This window comes from Acidiphilium sp. 20-67-58 (genome assembly GCF_002255515.1).
Classification (GTDB): domain Bacteria; phylum Pseudomonadota; class Alphaproteobacteria; order Acetobacterales; family Acetobacteraceae; genus Acidiphilium.
Genome location: NZ_NCAS01000014.1, coordinates 43,528 through 60,722, shown reverse-complemented (window position 1 = coordinate 60,722; position 17,195 = coordinate 43,528). Strand labels below are relative to the sequence as shown.

Annotated in this window: 16 protein-coding genes and 1 tRNA gene; 1 reads left to right on the top strand and 16 read right to left on the bottom strand. The window is 69.0% G+C overall.

The window, feature by feature from the left end; genetic code table 11:
• Positions 1 to 158 precede the first annotated feature (158 nt).
• The 16 genes from B7Z76_RS07550 to B7Z76_RS07475 all read right to left on the bottom strand — a co-directional run bounded on the left by B7Z76_RS07550 (position 159) and on the right by B7Z76_RS07475 (position 15,917).
• Positions 159 to 1,670 (bottom strand): malonyl-CoA decarboxylase, encoded by a 1,512-nt coding sequence (locus tag B7Z76_RS07550; protein WP_174504342.1) that lies wholly within the window; start codon positions 1,668 to 1,670, stop codon positions 159 to 161.
• Positions 1,671 to 1,787: 117 nt separating this feature from the next.
• Positions 1,788 to 2,201: an ATP synthase F1 subunit epsilon gene (gene atpC, locus B7Z76_RS07545; RefSeq protein WP_291343109.1), complete on the bottom strand. Its 414-nt coding sequence runs from the start codon at positions 2,199 to 2,201 to the stop codon at positions 1,788 to 1,790.
• A gap of 4 nt (positions 2,202 to 2,205) precedes the next feature.
• On the bottom strand, positions 2,206 to 3,636 hold the full coding sequence (gene atpD / locus B7Z76_RS07540) for a F0F1 ATP synthase subunit beta (protein WP_174504344.1): 1,431 nt from the start codon (positions 3,634 to 3,636) through the stop codon (positions 2,206 to 2,208).
• A 19-nt stretch (positions 3,637 to 3,655) separates the two neighbouring features.
• Positions 3,656 to 4,546, bottom strand: a complete 891-nt coding sequence (locus tag B7Z76_RS07535; RefSeq protein WP_291343107.1) for a F0F1 ATP synthase subunit gamma — start codon at positions 4,544 to 4,546, stop codon at positions 3,656 to 3,658.
• 16 nt (positions 4,547 to 4,562) lie between these two features.
• Positions 4,563 to 6,095, bottom strand: a complete 1,533-nt coding sequence (atpA, locus tag B7Z76_RS07530; protein WP_174504346.1) for a F0F1 ATP synthase subunit alpha — start codon at positions 6,093 to 6,095, stop codon at positions 4,563 to 4,565.
• Between the two features lies 1 nt (position 6,096).
• The gene (locus B7Z76_RS07525; protein ID WP_174504347.1) at positions 6,097 to 6,690 is read right to left on the bottom strand and encodes a F0F1 ATP synthase subunit delta; all 594 of its coding nucleotides are present in this window, start codon (positions 6,688 to 6,690) and stop codon (positions 6,097 to 6,099) included.
• Positions 6,691 to 6,844: 154 nt separating this feature from the next.
• A complete protein-coding gene (locus tag B7Z76_RS07520) occupies positions 6,845 to 9,001 on the bottom strand; it encodes a primosomal protein N' (protein ID WP_174504348.1) in 2,157 nt (718 codons plus the stop codon).
• Positions 9,002 to 9,016: 15 nt separating this feature from the next.
• Entirely contained in the window at positions 9,017 to 10,111 is a 1,095-nt protein-coding gene (gene ychF, locus B7Z76_RS07515; protein ID WP_291343103.1) for a redox-regulated ATPase YchF, read from the bottom strand.
• A 1-nt stretch (position 10,112) separates the two neighbouring features.
• Positions 10,113 to 10,691 carry an aminoacyl-tRNA hydrolase gene (gene pth / locus B7Z76_RS07510; protein ID WP_174504350.1) on the bottom strand — a complete coding sequence of 193 codons (579 nt, stop codon included), beginning with the start codon at positions 10,689 to 10,691 and terminating at the stop codon, positions 10,113 to 10,115.
• A gap of 18 nt (positions 10,692 to 10,709) precedes the next feature.
• Entirely contained in the window at positions 10,710 to 11,363 is a 654-nt protein-coding gene (locus tag B7Z76_RS07505; RefSeq protein ID WP_174504351.1) for a 50S ribosomal protein L25/general stress protein Ctc, read from the bottom strand.
• 129 nt (positions 11,364 to 11,492) lie between these two features.
• Positions 11,493 to 12,296, bottom strand: a complete 804-nt coding sequence (gene lptB, locus B7Z76_RS07500; protein WP_291343101.1) for an LPS export ABC transporter ATP-binding protein — start codon at positions 12,294 to 12,296, stop codon at positions 11,493 to 11,495.
• Positions 12,293 to 13,306: an LptA/OstA family protein gene (locus tag B7Z76_RS07495; protein WP_291343099.1), complete on the bottom strand. Its 1,014-nt coding sequence runs from the start codon at positions 13,304 to 13,306 to the stop codon at positions 12,293 to 12,295. The genes lptB and B7Z76_RS07495 overlap by 4 nt, the downstream gene beginning before the upstream one ends.
• On the bottom strand, positions 13,303 to 14,043 hold the full coding sequence (gene lptC / locus B7Z76_RS07490; RefSeq protein ID WP_291343097.1) for an LPS export ABC transporter periplasmic protein LptC: 741 nt from the start codon (positions 14,041 to 14,043) through the stop codon (positions 13,303 to 13,305). Before lptC ends, B7Z76_RS07495 begins: the two co-directional genes overlap by 4 nt.
• Entirely contained in the window at positions 14,040 to 15,074 is a 1,035-nt protein-coding gene (locus B7Z76_RS07485) for an SIS domain-containing protein (RefSeq protein WP_174504353.1), read from the bottom strand. Before B7Z76_RS07485 ends, lptC begins: the two co-directional genes overlap by 4 nt.
• 63 nt (positions 15,075 to 15,137) lie before the next feature.
• Entirely contained in the window at positions 15,138 to 15,794 is a 657-nt protein-coding gene (locus B7Z76_RS07480; RefSeq protein WP_291343095.1) for a ribonuclease D, read from the bottom strand.
• Between the two features lie 37 nt (positions 15,795 to 15,831).
• Positions 15,832 to 15,917, bottom strand: a tRNA-Leu gene (locus tag B7Z76_RS07475).
• Positions 15,918 to 16,070: 153 nt separating this feature from the next.
• Between B7Z76_RS07475 and B7Z76_RS07470 the strand changes: the two genes are divergently transcribed.
• The gene (locus B7Z76_RS07470; protein ID WP_174504355.1) at positions 16,071 to 17,021 is read left to right on the top strand and encodes a complex I NDUFA9 subunit family protein; all 951 of its coding nucleotides are present in this window, start codon (positions 16,071 to 16,073) and stop codon (positions 17,019 to 17,021) included.
• Positions 17,022 to 17,195 lie beyond the last annotated feature (174 nt).

Here is a 17,195-nt window from a genome sequence, read left to right as displayed (position 1 = left end):
CCCCGCGCCTAGAGCATCATCCGAGCGGACAGACTCCTGTGGTCGGATGATGCGCTGGAGCACGTTCCGATCCTTTCGGATCGGATGCAGTGCTCTATCATATTGAGACACAGAGCATCCTTATCCGATCAGATGATTCCATCTGATCGGATGATGCTCTAGCCCTCGGCGGCGATCAGGCTGCGGGTGCGGCGGGCGAGCCAGGATTGGCTCGGCGGCGCCAGCAACTGGTCGACCGCCGTGGCGCGGGCCACCGTGCCGTCGCGCAGATAGGCTTCGTGGCGCGCCTCGATCGCATCCGGGTCGTAGAGATAGTTCACCATCACGCCGAAGGATTCCGAAATCCCGCGCGGGCTGGGATTGCCCAGCCAGTTGATCCGTTCGAGCCGCGCGCCGTTGCCGAGATGGAACCGCGCCACGGGATCGGCGCGGCCGGCGGCCGGAATGCCGTTATCGCGCCAGGCGCCGGTGAGGTAAAGAGCCGCAAGCCGCAGCAGCGGCCCGCGCAGCGCCGTGGCGAGGCCGGCCTGCGTCCACCACGGACGGTCTTCGAGCACCGATTTCAGCAGGTTGGCATCGCCCTCGGCGGTGGCATCGGCGACCGGTGCGGTGCCGAGCGCGCGGCCGATCGCCTCGCGTTCTTCGGCGGCGAGCAGCGGGGCAGGGGGCGAGGCCAGCACGGCGCTGATCGCCCGGCGCAGGCCGGGAACCGGTGACAGGGTGGAGAATTTCTTCAGGTTGGGCAGTTCCGCCTGCAACTCGGCGACGACCTGCTTGATCAGGAAATTACCGAAGGAAATGCCGCGCAGCCCCTCCTGGCAATTCGAGATCGAGTAGAAGATCGCGGTATTCGCGCGCGAGGCGGCATCCTGCTGGGCGTGCTCGGCGGCATCGTCGTCGGCGGCGGGGGCGAGCAGCGGCCCGATCGCTTCCGCCAGCCCCTTGACCAGTGCGACCTCGACAAAGATCAGCGGCTCGTCGGGCAGGGCCGGGTGGAAGAAGGCGAAGCAACGGCGGTCCGGCGCAAGGCGGCGGCGCAAATCGTCCCAGCCCTGGATTTCATGCACCGCCTCATAGGCGATCAGCTTTTCCAGGACGAAGGCGGGGGTGCGCCAGTCGATCCGGCGGAGTTCGAGGAAGCCGCGGTTGAACCACGAGGCGAACAGATGCCGCAGATCGGAATCGAGCGGCGCGAGGCTCGGCTGCTTCGGCAGCGCGGCCAGAACTTCCCGCCGCATGTCGACCAGCGCGCCGGTGCCACCGGGCGCCATGTTCATCCGGCGCAGCAATTCCTGCCGCGGCGGCTCGGCGGCGGTGGCGAGGGCGGCGGCGGTGGCGGCGTCCGGCGTCTCGAGATAGGCGCGGGCGGCGTTCTGCAGGCGGTTGGGATCGGGCTCGAAGCCGGTGGCGAGAAAGTCGCAGAAAGCCAGCCGGTCATGCGGGGCAAGCCGGCGCAGGGCGCCCAGCAGCGCCGCCGCGAGGGCCGCGCCCGAAGCCTCGCCCCGCCCGCCGAGCAGCGCATCGGCCAGCAACTCGGCGCGCTCGCGCGAGGGAAGATTTTCGTTCGGAAGATTGACGAACACCCGACCGTGCTCGGCGATCGACGACCAGAGCCGTTCGATCCAGGAGCGGTTGGGGCGGTCATGCGGAACCGGGGCGGTGGCGGGCATCGCTTCACTCCTGCGCGGGGCTGGGTCGGCCGTTCCTGAAACCGTACGACGATTTCAGGAACGGAACCGCAGATTACCCGATCGCCGTCAGGCGGGAAACGGGGGGCGCGCGGGAAATCAGGCGTTTTGGGCGGAGACCGCGTCGACCCGCGCCTGCGCGGTGATCAGCCGGTCGGAGGCGGCGCGCCTGCCGGCTTCATCGGCTTCGTCCGCCTCGCGCCAGGCCGCCTCGGCCGCCGCGAGTTCGTCGGCGGCCTTCAGCGGGTCGAGTTCGGCCAGCTTCACGATCGCATCGGCGAGGACGGTGCAGCGTTCCTCGGTGATCTGGGCAAAGCCGCCGGAGACGAAGAAGCGGTCGACCAGCTTCTCGTCTTCGTAGAGATCGATCAGGCCGCCGCGCAGCGAGGTGATCATCTGCGAATGGCCCGGCAGGACACCGAGGTCGCCCTCGGTGCCGGGGATCACCACCATGCTGACCGGACGGGCGAGCAGGAGCCGCTCCGGGCTGATGATTTCGAGCGCGACGGTCATGGGATCAGGCCGTCGCGTTCAGGGACTCGGCCTTCTTCACCGCGTCCTCGATGGTGCCGACCATGTAGAAGGCGGCTTCCGGCAGGTGGTCGTATTCGCCGGCGCAGATCGCCTTGAAGCTGCGCACCGTGTCTTCCACGGCGACGAAGACGCCCGGCGAGCCGGTGAACACTTCAGCGACATGGAAGGGCTGCGAGAGGAAGCGCTCGATCTTGCGGGCGCGGGCGACGGTGAGCTTGTCGTCTTCCGACAGCTCGTCCATGCCCAGGATCGCGATGATGTCCTGCAGCGACTTGTAGCTCTGCAGGATGCGCTGCACCTCGCGGGCGACGTTGTAGTGCTCCTCGCCGACGATGCGCGGATCGAGCGCGCGGGAGGTGCTGTCCAGCGGGTCGACCGCCGGGTAGATGCCCTTTTCGGCGATGGCGCGGTTCAGCGTCGTCGTCGCGTCGAGATGCGAGAAGGAGGTTGCCGGCGCCGGGTCGGTCAGGTCGTCGGCGGGAACGTAGATGGCCTGGACCGAGGTGATCGAACCCTTCTTGGTCGAGGTGATGCGCTCCTGCAGCGCGCCCATGTCGGTCGCGAGCGTCGGCTGGTAGCCCACCGCGGAGGGGATGCGGCCGAGCAGCGCCGAAACCTCGGCGCCCGCCTGGGTGAAGCGGAAGATGTTGTCGACGAAGAACAGCACGTCCTGGCCTTCCTCGTCGCGGAAATATTCCGCCATGGTCAGGCCGGAGAGGCCGACGCGCATGCGCGCACCCGGCGGCTCGTTCATCTGGCCATAGACCAGCGCCACCTTGGAGCCTTCGGTGGTGTTGTCGCCGAGCTTGATGACGCCGGCGTCAATCATCTCGTGGTAGAGGTCGTTACCCTCGCGGGTCCGCTCGCCAACCCCGGCGAAGACCGAGACGCCGCCATGGCCCTTGGCGATGTTGTTGATCAGCTCCTGGATGAGCACGGTCTTGCCCACGCCGGCGCCGCCGAACAGGCCAATCTTGCCGCCCTTCAGATACGGGGCGAGCAGGTCGACGACCTTGATGCCGGTGACGAGGATCTCGGCCGAGGTGGCCTGCTCGTCGAAGCTCGGCGCCTGGCGGTGGATCGGCGCGGTGCGGGTGGTCGGAACCGGCCCGCGCTCGTCGATCGGCTCGCCGATCACGTTGAGGATGCGGCCGAGTGTCTCGGGGCCGACCGGAACGGCGATCGCCTTCCCGGTATCGCTCACCTCGTCGCCGCGGGCGAGACCGTCGGTGCTGTCCATCGCGATGCAGCGGACGGTGCGCTCGCCGATTTCCTGCGCCACTTCCAGCACCAGCCGGCGGTCGCCCACCTTGGTTTCCAGCGCGTTAAGGATGTAGGGCAGTTCGCCCTCGAACTGCACGTCGACCACGGGACCCATGATCTGCGTGATGCGGCCGGTAACGTTCTTTGCCATATGCGTAATTCCCTAAGCCTCAGAGCGCTTCCGCGCCGGAAATGATCTCGATCAGTTCCCTGGTGATGTTCGCCTGACGGGTGCGGTTGTAGTTCAGCGTGAGACGGTTGATCATCTCGCCCGCATTGCGCGTCGCATTGTCCATCGCGGTCATGCGCGCGCCCTGTTCGCCGGCGGCGGATTCGAGCAGCGCGCTGTAGATCTGCACCGCGAGGTTGCGCGGCAGCAGACGGTCGAGCAGCGTGCTGTCATCCGGCTCGATCTCGTAGTCGCCGGCGTGCTGGCCGGCCCCTGCATTGTCGTTCGCGGCCTGGCCGGCGCTCGCCGGGATCAGCGGCGTTTCGCTCGGAACCTGCGCCATCACCGAGACGAAGCGGTTGAACATCAGCGTGCAGATGTCGAACTTGCCGCCATCGAACGCGGCGACGATCTGCTGCGCGATCGCTTCCGCGTCGGCGAACTCGATCGTCTTCTTGCCGACGAAATTCGCCTCGCCGATGATCTTCTCGCGCATGTCGCGCCGGAAGAAGTCGCGACCCTTGCGGCCGACCGTGAACAGACGGACCTGCTTGCCCTCGGCCTCAAGCTTGCGCACCCGTGCGCGGGCGGCGCGGTTGATCGAGGAGTTGAACGGGCCGGCAAGACCGCGATCGGCGGTGACGACGACGATGAGATAGGTGCGGTCCGCCCCGTTGCCGACGAGCAGCGCCGGCGCGTTCGGGTTTGCCGCCGCGCCCTCGGCGAGGGCGCCCATCATCGCGGCCATCCTTGTCGCGTAGGGCCGCGCCGCCTCGGCCTGCGCCTGGGCACGGCGCAGCTTGGCGGCGGCGACCATCTTCATCGCCTTGGTGATCTTCTGCGTCGACTTGACGCTGGAGATCCGGTTCCTGAGGGCTTTCAGGCTGGCCATCTGTGCCGAGCGCCCCTTACGCGAAGCTGGACGCGAAGGACTTGACGAACTCGATGAGCTTCGCCTCGGTCTCCTTCTTGATCTCGCGGTCGTTGCGGATCGCGTTGAGAATGTCGGGCGAACGCGCCTTCATCTCGGAGATCAGCTGGGCCTCGAAATCGCCGATGCGGTTGACCGGCACCTCGTCGAGATAGCCGCGGGTGCCGACGAAGATCGACACGACCTGCTCCTCGACCGGCAGCGGCTTGAACTGCGGCTGCTTCAGCAGCTCGGTCAGGCGCGCGCCGCGGGCGAGCAGCTTCTGGGTCGAGGCATCGAGATCCGAGGCGAACTGCGCGAAAGCCGCCATCTCGCGATACTGCGCGAGGTCAAGCTTGATCTTGCCGGCGACCTGCTTCATCGCCTTGATCTGCGCGGCGGACCCGACGCGCGAGACCGAGTTGCCGACGTTCACCGCCGGGCGAATGCCCTTGAAGAACAATTCGGTCTCAAGGAAGATCTGCCCGTCGGTGATCGAGATCACGTTGGTCGGGATATAGGCCGAGATGTCGCCCGCCTGGGTCTCGATGACCGGCAGCGCGGTGAGCGAGCCGGCGCCGAACTCGTCGGACATCTTCGCGGCGCGCTCCAGCAGGCGGGAGTGCAGGTAGAACACGTCGCCCGGATAGGCTTCGCGTCCCGGCGGACGGCGCAGCAGCAGCGACATCTGGCGATAGGCAACGGCCTGCTTCGAGAGATCGTCGAACACGATCAGCGCGTGCATCCCGTTGTCGCGGAAATATTCGCCCATCGCGCAGCCCGTGTAGGGGGCGAGGAACTGCATCGGCGCCGGCTCGGATGCGGTTGCGGCGATGACGATGGAGTATTCCATCGCACCGTTTTCCTCGAGCGTGCGGACCAGCTGCGCGACGGTGGAGCGCTTCTGCCCGACCGCGACATAGATGCAGTAGAGCTTCTTGCTCTCGTCATCCTGCGCGTTCAGCGGCTTCTGGTTGATGAAGGTATCGACGATGATCGCGGTCTTGCCGGTCTGGCGGTCGCCGATGACCAGCTCGCGCTGGCCGCGGCCGATCGGGATCAGCGCGTCGATCGACTTGATGCCGGTCTGCATCGGCTCATGGACTGACTTGCGCGGGATGATGCCCGGCGCCTTGGTCTCGACCAGGCGACGTTCGGTCGCCTCGATCGGGCCCTTGCCGTCGATCGGGTTGCCCAGCGCGTCGACCACGCGGCCGAGCAGGCCCTTGCCGACCGGCACGTCGACGATGCGGCGGGTGCGGGTAACGGTGTCGCCCTCGCGGATCGCCTTGTCGTCGCCGAACACGACGACGCCGACATTGTCGTTCTCGAGGTTCAGCGCCATGCCCTGAACGCCGGCATTCGGGAACTCGACCATCTCGCCGGCCATCACGTTGGCCAGGCCGAACACGCGCGCGATACCGTCACCGACGGACAGGACCTGGCCGGTTTCGGCCACATCCGTCTCGGTGTCGAAGCTCGCGATCTGCTTCTTGAGGATCTCGGAGATTTCGGCGGGGCGGATCTCCATATCAGGCGGCTCCCTTCATCACATGGCGCAGGCGTTGCAGGCGCGATTTCAAACTGGTGTCGTAAAGCTTCGATCCGATCCGCACGGTGAGCCCGCCAAGCAGCGAGGGGTCGACCGTTTCGCGGATGGTGACGCGTCCGTATCCGGCCTCGGCGAGGCGGGCGGTGAGCTGGGCGCGCTGGGTGTCGGTCAGCGGATGCGCCGAGGCGATATCGGCCGCGACCACGCCACGCTTCTCGGCGACGTAGGACGCGAAACCGGAGAGCAGCGCCGGCAGGTCGGCAAGGCGACGATTGGCAATGGCGGTGCCGATGAAATTGCGGACGAGATCGGATGCACCCTGGCTGGCGAGCACCGCCTCCATCGCGCGCCCGGCCTCGCGCATGTCGATCGCGCGGCTGGCGATCAGGCGGCGCAGCGACGGGTCTTCGGCGAACAACCGGCCGAGCGCCGCCATTTCGGAGACGACGGCATCGAGGACCTTGCGTTCGTCGGCGAGCTCGTACAGCGCCCGCGCATAGCGGGCGGACAGGCCGGACGCACGATCCTGCTGGGGGGAATTGGCTTGCGGCGATGCGGAAACGGCGGACGACACCAGTATGACCCTGCCTTCGATCTCGATTCTTGCGTTTCAACCCCGGATCGATCCGCCGCATCCCGTCAGAAGGATTGCGGACACACCTTTCCGTGCGCTTTTTCAAGCGATGCGCGCCAGTAGCATACGGCCCCCGCCCGCGCAACGCATGCGCTCACAGGAATGAGATCGGATCGACGTCGATATCGACCCGCGCGGCGCGGGGCAGCCCCCCGGCGCGGGCGCGGGCGAGCCAGTCGCGCAGCACCGGCTGGACCGCAACCCCGCGCGGGGCGCGCAGCAGCAGGCGACGACGGTGCCGGCCGCGCAGCATGGCGAAGGGCGCGGGGGCGGGGCCGAGCACCTGCACGCCCTCCTGCGGCTGGGTGCGGGCGAGGGCGGCGGCGGCGGCATCCGCGATGGCGGCGTCATCGGCGCTGACGATCAGCGCGGCAAGGCGGCCGAAGGGCGGCCAGTGGCCCGGCGCGCGCAGATCGGCCTCGGCGCGGCGAAAGCCGGCAAGGTCGTTGCTCACCAGCGCGCGCATCACCGGATGCTCCGGCGCGTAGGTCTGCAGCAGCACCCGGCCTTGCAGGCGTCCGCGCCCGGCGCGGCCGGCCACCTGGTGCAGCAGCTGGGCGCTGCGCTCGCCGGCCCGCAAATCGCCGCCGCCAAGGCCGAGATCGGCATCGACCACGCCGACCAGCACGAGATCGGGGAAGTGCCAGCCCTTGGCGATCATCTGCGTGCCGATCACGAGGTCGATCTCGTGCGCGACGATCGCGCGCAGCGCGGCCTCGGCCTGTTCGGCTGTGGTGATCGCATCGCTCGCCATCAGGATGGTGCGGGCGGTGGGAAACAGTTCCGCGACTTCCTCGGCGATGCGTTCCACCCCCGGGCCGATCGGCACGAAACTCTGCTCGGCGGCGCAGTCCGGGCATTTGGGAGGCACCTGTGCGGCGTGGCCGCAATGGTGGCAGAGCAGGTGGCCGGGACGGCGGTGTTCCACCAGCCAGGCGGTGCAGTTCGGGCAGGTGAGCCGGTGCCCGCAACCGCGGCAGAGGGTGAGCGGCGCATAGCCGCGGCGGTTGAGGAACAGCATCGCCTGGCCGCCGCCTTCCAGCGTGGTCTCCAGCGCGCCGGCCAGCACGGGCGAGAGAAAGCGCCCGCGCGCAGGCGGGGCGGCGCGCAGGTCGATCGCCTCGATCGCCGGCAGCGTCGCGCCGCCATGGCGGGCGGCGAGGGTGATGTGGCGGTAGCGGCCGGTCTCGGCGTTCACCGCCGATTCGAGGCTCGGCGTCGCGGAGGCGAGGATGACGGCGCAGCCGGCGATCCGCCCGCGCACTACCGCCATGTCGCGCGCGTGATAGGTCACGCCGTCCTCCTGCTTGTAGGCCGCCTCGTGCTCCTCATCGACCACGATCAGCCCGGGATCGGCGAAGGGCAGGAACAGCGCCGAGCGGGCGCCGAGCACCAGCTTCGCCGCGCCGCTCGCGACCGCGTGGTAATTGGCGCGGCGGGTCGCTTGCGTCAGGCCGGAATGCCACAGCGCCGGTGCGGCGCCGAAGCGGGCGGCGAAGCGCGCGGCGAACTGGGCGGAAAGCGCGATCTCCGGCACCAGCACCAGCGCCTGTCGCCCCTCCCGCAGGCAGGCGGCGATGGCCTCGCAGAACACTTCGGTCTTGCCCGCGCCGGTAACACCTTCGAGCAGCGTGACCTCGAATCCACGTGAAGCGACCGAGGCGCGCAGGGCGGCGGCGGCGTCTTCCTGGGCCGGCGACAGCGAAGGTGGCGCGTGGTCGGGGTCGGGCAGCGGAACGGACGGATCCCGCGCGGCGGGGCACAACAGCCCGGCATCGGCAAGGCCGCGCACCAGGGCGGCGCTGGTGCCGGCGGCGGCGGCAAGTTCGGCGGTGGTCGGGCGGTCAAGCGTCGCCAGCGTATCGAGCACGCGCTGGCGCGCCGCGGTGATCCGCCCGGCCGGTGCCGTGCCCGCCGCCCAGCCGGCGCGGGGGGCGGGCGGTTCGAGCAGCGCGGTTTTCAGGGCAAGGGCGAGAACCTCGCCGCGCGGCGCCATCGTGTACTGCGCGACCCAGTCGATGAAGCGGCGCAGCGTGTCCGGCAGGGCAGGGGTGGCGATAACGGTGTGCAGCCGCTTCAGCCGGGCCGGCGCGATGTCCGGCTCCGCCGCGTCGTCCCACACCACGCCATGCGCGATCCGGCGGCCGAGCGGGACGGTGACGACGGTGCCGGGCGGCGGCGCGCCCTCCGACGCCTCATAGGTGAAGGCGGCGTCGAACGCGTAGGGCAGCAGGACGGAGACCAGCGCCATCAGGCGCGGGCCGGGTCAGACGTTGAAGCGGAACAGCAGGACGTCGCCATCCTGGACAATATAATTGCGCCCCTCGATTCGCAGCTTCCCCGCATCGCGCGCGCCGGCCTCGCCGTTGCAGGCGACGTAGTCGTCATAGGCGATGGTTTCGCAGGCGATGAAGCCGCGCTCGAAATCGCCGTGGATCACGCCCGCGGCTGCCGGGGCGGCGGTGCCGCGCGTGATCGTCCAGGCGCGGGTCTCCTTCGGGCCGCAGGTGAAATAGGTGATGAGGCCGAGCAGGTCGTGGCCGGCGCGGATCACCCGGTCGAGCCCGGAATCGGCGAGGCCCAGCCCGTCGAGGAACTCCTCGCGCTCGCCGGCGGGCAGCTGCGCCACCTCGGCCTCGATCGCGGCCGAGACGATCACATGCGCCGCCCCCTGCGCCACCGCCATTTCGGCCACCCGTGCCGATTGCGCGTTGCCGGTCGCGGCCGAGGCTTCCTCGACATTGCAGACATACAGAACCGGCTTCGCGGTGAGCAGTTGCAGCCGCCGCACCGCCTCCTCCTCGCCGGCGGGAATCGCGGTACGCGCCGGCTTTCCGTCTTCCAGCACCTTCAGCAGCGGCTCGATCAGGGCGAGTTCGGCGGCGGCGGCGCGGTCATTGCCGCGGGCCTTCTTCTGCAGGTTGGGCACGCGCTTTTGCAGGCTTTCGAGATCGGCCAGCATCAGCTCGGTCTCGACCGTGTCGGCATCGCGCAGCGGATCGATATGGCCCTCGACATGGGTGATGTCGTCATCCTCGAAGCAGCGCAGCACGTGGATGATGGCGTCGACCTCGCGGATATTGGCGAGGAACTGGTTGCCGAGCCCCTCGCCCTTCGCAGCCCCGCGCACGAGGCCGGCGATGTCGACGAATTCGAGGCTGGTGGGCACGGTCTTCACCGACTTGCCGATCTTTGCCAGCACGTCGATCCTGGGATCGGGCACGGCGACGCGGCCGACATTCGGCTCGATCGTGCAGAATGGATAATTCGCCGCCTGCGCCGCGACGGTCGCGGTCAGCGCGTTGAACAGGGTCGACTTGCCGACATTGGGCAGTCCGACGATGCCGCAGTTGAAACCCATCTCAGGCGGTGTCCTTGGTCAGGAGGGCGACTTTCGTCATGAAATCTTCCGGCTTGCCGGCAGCGAGCAGGGGGGCGGCGTCGGAGACGGCTTCGAGCGTATCGACCAGCCAGTCCTCGTCCGTCTTCGCGAAATTGCCGAGCACATGGCCGTGCACCCGCGCCTTGTCGCCCGGATGGCCGATGCCGAGGCGCACACGCCAGTAATCCTGGGTGCCGAGCGTGCGGTCGATGCTGCGCAGGCCATTATGGCCGGCCGCGCCGCCGCCGCGCTTCACCCGCACCTTGCCGGGGATCAGGTCGAGCTCGTCGTGAAACACGGTCACGGCATCCGGCGCCAGCTTGAAGAAGGCGCTGGCCGGCTGCACCGCGCGGCCCGACTCGTTCATGTAGGTCAGCGGCTTGAGGGCGACGATCTTCTCGCCGCCGACGCTGCCCTCGCTCACCAGGCCGGAAAAGCGCTTCCGCCACGGTGCGAAACCGTGGCGGTCGGCGATCACGTCGATCGCCATGAAGCCGATATTGTGACGGTTCCGTGCCATCCCGGGTTCGGGATTGCCGAGGCCGACCCACAGCTTCATGGCGAGGGTTCCGCGATATTACTTCTTGCCGCCCTTGGCGCCGCCCTTGGCACCGCCCTTGGCCGGCGCGGCCGCGGCACCTTCGGCGGGCGCGGCCTCGGCCACCACGGTCGGCGGCGCGATCGTCGCGATCACGAAGTCACGGTCGGTGATGGTCGGCTTGGCAACGCCGGTGCCCTTGAGATCGGACCAGCGGATGTTGTCGTTGATGTCGAGCGGGCCGAGATCCGCCTCGAAATGATCGGGGATGTGATCCGGGTCGCACATCACCTCGACGGCGTGGCGCACGACGTTCAGCACGCCGCCACGCTTCATGCCCACCGAGATCAGCTCGTTGAGGAAGTTGACGTTCACCGCGACGCGAACCGGCTCGCCGGCGGCGAGGCGCTGGAAATCGACATGCTCGGGCTGGTCGGTGACCGGATGCAGCTGGATGTCGCGCATCAGGGCACGGGCCTTGCCCGTCGCGGTCTCGATCTCGTAGAGGCGCGAGCGCCAGCCGCCACGCTTCATCTCGCGCAGCACGATACGCGGATCGAGCGCGATCAGGGAGGGTTCCTGCTTCGCCCCGTAAATCACCGCCGGCACCTTGCCGGCCCGCCGTGTCGCCCGCGCCACCCCCTTGCCGGCCCGCGTGCGATCCTCGGCCGCAATGGTCTCAAACTTGGCCATTCTTCGCTCCATGAACTCAATGAAAAAAACCGGCCTCCAGGGGTGCCGGCAGGGTTCGCCTAGCCCATCGGGGCCGGCGTGACAAGATTTGCCGCCGCATGCACGCGTTTCGCGCGGCGGCGGGCGGGGTCAGAGCATGAAACGGTCGCCGAGATACACGCGGCGGACCTCGGGATGCGCCACCACCTCGTCGGGCACGCCCTCCATCAGCACATGGCCCTCATGCAGGATATAGGCGCGGTCGATCACTTCCAGCGTCTCGCGGACATTGTGGTCGGTGATGACGACGCCGAGGCCGCGCTGCTTGAGCTGGGCGACCATGTCGCGAATCTCGCCGACCGCGATCGGGTCGATGCCGGCCAGCGGCTCGTCGAGCAGGATGTAGCTCGGCCCGGTCGCCAGCGCGCGGGCGATCTCGACGCGGCGGCGCTCGCCGCCGGAGAGGGCCAGTGCCGGGGTGCGGCGCAGATGCGAGATGCCGAACTCGGCGAGCAGGTCGTCCAGCATCGCCTCGCGGCGGTCGGGGTCGGCCTCGACCACTTCGAGCGCCGCGGTGATGTTCTGCTCCACCGTGAGGCCGCGGAACACGCTGGCCTCCTGCGGCAGGTAGCCGATGCCGAGCCGCGCGCGGCGATACATCGGCAGGGTCGAGATGTCGGCGCCGTCGAGCAGGATCGAGCCGGTATCCGGCTGGATGAGCCCGACGATCATGTAGAAGGTGGTGGTCTTGCCGGCGCCGTTCGGCCCGAGCAGGCCGACCGCCTCGCCCCGCCGCAGCGTCACCGAGACATTGCGCACCACGGGACGCTTGCGGAAGCTCTTGCCGAGGCCGCGGGCGACGAGCCCGTGCTCGGCGGCGGCGGCGGCGGCGGCGGGCGTGCTGCCCTGCTGTGCCGCGATGCCGCCCGGTATGACGCGAAGCTGGTCCTTCATGGCCCTGCCTTCGCGCTCGAATGCGGCGATTTCGCGGCGCCTTGCCGCTGCGCTTGTGTGGTGTCGGGAATGATCAGCCCCTCGACTCGGTGGCCCGGACGGGAGACCAGCGTCGCGATGCCGGTCTTCATGTTGATCTGCGCGATCTGGCCGGCGAGCTCGTTGGGGCCATGGGTGATGTGGACATTGCCGGTCAGGATCGCGATGCCGCTCGCCGGATGGTAGACGCCGTGATCGCCGGTCGCGACATCGCTTTGCGTGGTCACCACCACATGCCCCTCGGCCACCACCTTGCGCAGCTTGCTGGCGTCGGTTTGCGCGGCGGAGGGCGGAGCGCCGGCAGGCGCCTTGGTCACGGGCGCTGCCTGCGGCTTCGCCGCGGGCGCTGCCGGCGCGAAATAGCCGGTCAGCCGATCGGCGGTGACCGAGCGGCCATCCTTGCCGACCACCCTGGCATGCCCGATGGCGACCGCCTTGCGCGCATCGGACCAGTATTGCAGGGCGCGTGTGGCGGTGACGGTCTCGCTCGGCGTGACCAGCCTGAGCCCGTGGCCGGTCAGCACCAGCTCGTGGCGGCTCATGTGATAGACCGCGAGATCGCCGAAGGCCTGTTCCGTCGCGGTGAAGATGTGGACATGGCCGACCGCTTCGAGCCGGGTGATCTGCGAGGCGCCGGAATCGAGCCCGCCGAGGCCGGTCGCCGGGGTCGTCTGCTGGGGCGTCTGCGGGGTCGCCTGCGGGGCGGCCGGCTTGCCAGCGCCGGCCGGGGCCGGGCTGTAATGGGCGACGAGCTGGTCCGCCGTCACCGTGACGCTGCCGCGCACCGCCTTCGCATTGCCGCTGGCGGTGACGATCCGCGTCTTCTGGTTCCAGGCGATGCCGTTCTGCGCGGTGATGTCGATCGGCGTCGGTTGGCCGCCGGCGGGACCGAAGCCGAGCGACTGCGCGACCGCGGTGCCGGGGAGGGCGACGAGGAGCAGCGCTGCGGCGCGCCGGGCCTGTACGATCATGAGCCGCTTCCGTCCTGTCCGGGGGGGGATGACAGGTTCGCCTGGTCGAGCACGAGATGCGAGGGGCCGGTGAAGGTGACGGTCTGGCCGTGGTTGCGGGCGACGAAGCCATCCGCCGCGGTCAGCGTGCCGAACGGTCCATAGGCGGAGACCGGCGTCTTGCCGGTCGCGACGCCGGCCTTGATGTCGATCGTCGCACGGCGCGTGCGCATGGTGGTGCCGTCGGCGCGGTAGAGCGTGACCTTGCCGGCCAGATCGAGACGCTGGGATTTCTGGTGGTAGACCCCGTTGCTCGCATCGAGCATGAACCACGAGCCGCTGCGGGTCGTGATGTCGCCTTTCGGCCGGTCGAGATCGAGCTGGTCGCCGCCGCTCTGCACCGCATGGCTGGCGGTGATGGTGAATTTCTCGCCCCGCGCGTCGATTCCGCGATATTGCGCGCCGGTCAGCCGCGACAGCGCGGCAGCGTTGCTGCCCGGCATCTCGCGATAGGTGACGCGGCCGAAGCGCGCGCCGCTGCGCAGGCCGGGAAAGATGACGATGGCGACGAGCAGGATCGCGGCCAGGGCGGGAAGGATGACCTTGGCGGCGCCGACGATGCGCCGCTGGCGACCGAGCGCGGCGCGCTGGCGATCGCGCGAGTCGGTGAGGGAGGCGAACCATGCTTCGGACCGGCTCCGCAGGCCGCCCCGCGGCCGCGGCGGGCCGGGCTGGTGCGGTGTGCGCGCCGCGTTCACGCGACACCCGCCCGCAACAGGTCGTGCATGTGGACGATGCCGAGCACGCGCGTCGCGCCATCCACCACGAACAGCGACATCACCCGCGGGGTCAGCGCCGTCATGTCGTGCAGCGCGTCCTCGGCCAAGCGTTCCGGCCCGATCACCCGCGGGTTCGGGGTCATGACCTGGCCGACCTCGCGGGCCAGCAGGTCCGGCGCCATGGCGCGGCGCAGGTCGCCATCGGTGACGACGCCGAGCAGATGACCCCCGCCGTCGACGACGCCGAGGCAGCCGAAATGCTTTGCGGTGATCAGCAGGATCGCCTGGTCCATCCGCGTGCCCGGGGCGGCGAGCGGCACCTCCTCGCCGGTATGCATCAGGTCGCGGACCCGCCGGAGCCGGGCGCCGAGCTTGCCGCCGGGATGGAACAGGCCGAAATCCGCGGCGGTGAAGCCGCGCCGGGCGAGCAGGGCGACGGCGATGGCATCGCCGAGCGCCATCTGCATCGTCGTGCTGGTGGTCGGCGCCATGCCGATCGGCCCGGCCTCGGGGGCTGTGGGCAGCAGCAACACGAGATCGGCGGCGCGGGCCAGCGTGCTCTCCGCCCGGCTGGTGATCGCGATCAGCGGCAGCGCGAAGCGGCGGACATGGGAGACGATGTCGGCCAGTTCGGCGGCCTCGCCGGAATTGGACAGGGCGATGACCGCATCGCCCGGCACGATCATGCCGAGATCGCCATGGCTGGCCTCGGCCGGATGGACGAACAGCGCCGGCGTGCCGGTGGAGGCGAGGGTGGCGGTGATCTTGCGGGCGACATGCCCCGACTTGCCCATGCCGGTGACGACGACGCGGCCGCCGATTCCGGCCAGCAGCGCGATGGCGGCGGCGAAGGTCTCGCCCAGCGTGCCCGCGAGCGCGGTCAGCGCCGCGGCTTCGGTCGCCAGCACGTCGCGCGCGATGGCGAGATCGGCGGCGGCAGCGGCTTCATCCGGGGCAGGCGCGGCAGTGTCGCGGGTGGGGGCAACAGGCATGGTCTGTCCGCTCGTCATGGTCCTGTATGGGACGATGCGCCGTGCCGGGTCAACACGATCGCGCGCGGCGCGGCGCGGCTGTCAGCGATGGCTGAAAATATCCGGCTCTTCGAAGCCGAGCAGGTCGAGCTTCGCCCGCGCCGGCAGGAAACGGTAGCACGCATCGGCCAGCTCCCGCCGCCCCTCGCGCACCAGCAGCGCTTCGAGCCGGGCCCAGATCGCATGCAGATGCAGCACGTCCGATGCGGCATAGGCGCATTGCTCCGGCGTGAGGTCCGCGGCCCCCCAGTCGCTGGTCTGCTGCTGCTTCGAAATCTCGACGCCGACGAGATCGCGGCAGAGATCCTTAAGCCCGTGACGGTCGGTGTAGGTGCGGACCAGTTTCGAGGCGATCTTGGTGCAGACCACCGGCGCGGTGGTCACGCCGAGCGCGTGATGCAGCATCGCGAGGTCGAACCGGGCGAAGTGGAACAGCTTGGTGACGCGCTCGCTTTCCAGCAGGCGCTTGAGGTTGGGGCAGTCCGCGCCGCGGCCGCCGAGGCCGGGTGGGATGATCTGCACCAGATGCGCCGTGTTGTCGCCGGCGGAGAGCTGCACCAGGCAGAGCCGGTCGCGCCGCGGGTCGAGACCCATCGTCTCGGTATCGACCGCGACGACCGGGCCGAGATCGAGCCCGTCCGGCAGATCGTGGCGGTGGATATGGATGGTTGCGCCGGCGGCAAACTGGGTTTGGCTCATCGGCCCGTCACGATCCCGGATCAAAGATTTGAAAGCATGGTGCCCAGGAGAAGACTCGAACTTCCACAGCCTTGCGGCCACAGGTACCTGAAACCTGCGCGTCTACCATTCCGCCACCTGGGCAAGGGGGCTTCAAACCGCGCCGAGTGGCGCGCTTCGGTGAAAGGGGCTGTAGCGAAGCGGCGCCCTGCCGTCAATCCGCCTTCGCGCCGGAGGCGGTTGTCTTGCGCGGGCCAGTCATGCGAACAGAAGGCGCCCAGTGAAAAGGAGCTCTTCATGGCATCGCGCAAGGTTGCAACGGTTTTCGGCGCTTCCGGCTTCATCGGCCGCCATGTCGTGAAACGCCTGGCCGCTGCCGGCTGGGTCGTCCGGGCCGCGATGCGCGATACCGAGGCCGGCGCCTTTCTCCGCCCGCTCGGCGATGTCGGCCAGGTCGTGCCGCTGCACGCGCCGCTCGACAACGAGGCGGCACTGCGCCGCGCGATCGAGGGAGCGGCGTGCGTGGTCAATCTCGTCGGCATCCTCGCCGAGCGGCATCGTGGCGATTTCGACCGCGTGCAGCACCAGGGCGCCGCGCGGATCGCCCGACTCGCGGCGGAAGCCGGGGTGAGCGCGCTGGTGCAGGTCTCGGCGATCGGCGCCGATCCGAAGGCGGCGAGCCTGTACGCCCGCAGCAAGGGGATGGGCGAGGCGGCGGTGCGCGCGGCATTTCCGGCCGCGACGATCCTGCGCCCCTCTATCGTATTCGGACCGGGGGACGGTTTCTTCGGCCGCTTCGGCGCCATGGCGGCGCAACTGCCGTTCCTGCCGGTGATCGAGGGCGAGACGAAATTCCAGCCCGTCTATGTCGGCGACGTCGCCGCCGCGGTGATGGCCGCGATCGAGCGTCCCGAACTCGCCGGGGCGACCTATGAACTCGGCGGGCCCGAGACCCGCAGCTTCCGCGACCTGCTCTCCTATATCAACGCCGAGACCGGACATCACCGCGCCCTGGTCGGCGTGCCGCGCTGGGCGGCATGGCTCCAGGCCTCGGTGCTCCAGCACCTTCCGGGCCGGCTGCTGACGACCGACCAGCTCCTGCTGCTGCGGCGCGACAATGTGGTGGCGCGGAATGCGCTTACCCTCGCCGACATGGGCATCGTGCCGACGCCGATCGACCTCGTCGTGCCCGCGTTGTTGCGGCGGTTCCGACAGGGCGGTGGCCGCCCGACAGGGGGTGAGGCGTGATAGGTCACGAATGAGACATAAATTTCTGCCATGAACGCGGGTAAAAATCCGCGCAGGGCAGGTAATCACGATAATACGACAATTATACTGTCGTATTATCAAAAAATTGCTGGCCTTCTTTGTTCCGCTGCGCTAGGGACACCGTGAAACAGCCATTCACGGAACGGAGTTGTG

Bases quoted from the DNA above. Each gene is read 5' to 3' on its own strand.
- B7Z76_RS07550 (WP_174504342.1), bottom strand. From the start codon at position 1,670: ATGCCCGCCACCGCCCCGGTTCCGCATGACCGCCCCAACCGCTCCTGG.
- atpC (WP_291343109.1), bottom strand. From the start codon at position 2,201: ATGACCGTCGCGCTCGAAATCATCAGCCCGGAGCGGCTCCTGCTCGCC.
- atpD (WP_174504344.1), bottom strand. From the start codon at position 3,636: ATGGCAAAGAACGTTACCGGCCGCATCACGCAGATCATGGGTCCCGTG.
- B7Z76_RS07535 (WP_291343107.1), bottom strand. From the start codon at position 4,546: ATGGCCAGCCTGAAAGCCCTCAGGAACCGGATCTCCAGCGTCAAGTCG.
- atpA (WP_174504346.1), bottom strand. From the start codon at position 6,095: ATGGAGATCCGCCCCGCCGAAATCTCCGAGATCCTCAAGAAGCAGATC.
- B7Z76_RS07520 (WP_174504348.1), bottom strand. From the start codon at position 9,001: ATGGCGCTGGTCTCCGTCCTGCTGCCCTACGCGTTCGACGCCGCCTTC.
- ychF (WP_291343103.1), bottom strand. From the start codon at position 10,111: ATGGGTTTCAACTGCGGCATCGTCGGACTGCCCAATGTCGGCAAGTCG.
- pth (WP_174504350.1), bottom strand. From the start codon at position 10,691: ATGAAGCTGTGGGTCGGCCTCGGCAATCCCGAACCCGGGATGGCACGG.
- B7Z76_RS07505 (WP_174504351.1), bottom strand. From the start codon at position 11,363: ATGGCCAAGTTTGAGACCATTGCGGCCGAGGATCGCACGCGGGCCGGC.
- lptB (WP_291343101.1), bottom strand. From the start codon at position 12,296: ATGAAGGACCAGCTTCGCGTCATACCGGGCGGCATCGCGGCACAGCAG.
- B7Z76_RS07495 (WP_291343099.1), bottom strand. From the start codon at position 13,306: ATGATCGTACAGGCCCGGCGCGCCGCAGCGCTGCTCCTCGTCGCCCTC.
- B7Z76_RS07485 (WP_174504353.1), bottom strand. From the start codon at position 15,074: ATGACGAGCGGACAGACCATGCCTGTTGCCCCCACCCGCGACACTGCC.
- B7Z76_RS07480 (WP_291343095.1), bottom strand. From the start codon at position 15,794: ATGAGCCAAACCCAGTTTGCCGCCGGCGCAACCATCCATATCCACCGC.
- B7Z76_RS07470 (WP_174504355.1), top strand. From the start codon at position 16,071: ATGGCATCGCGCAAGGTTGCAACGGTTTTCGGCGCTTCCGGCTTCATC.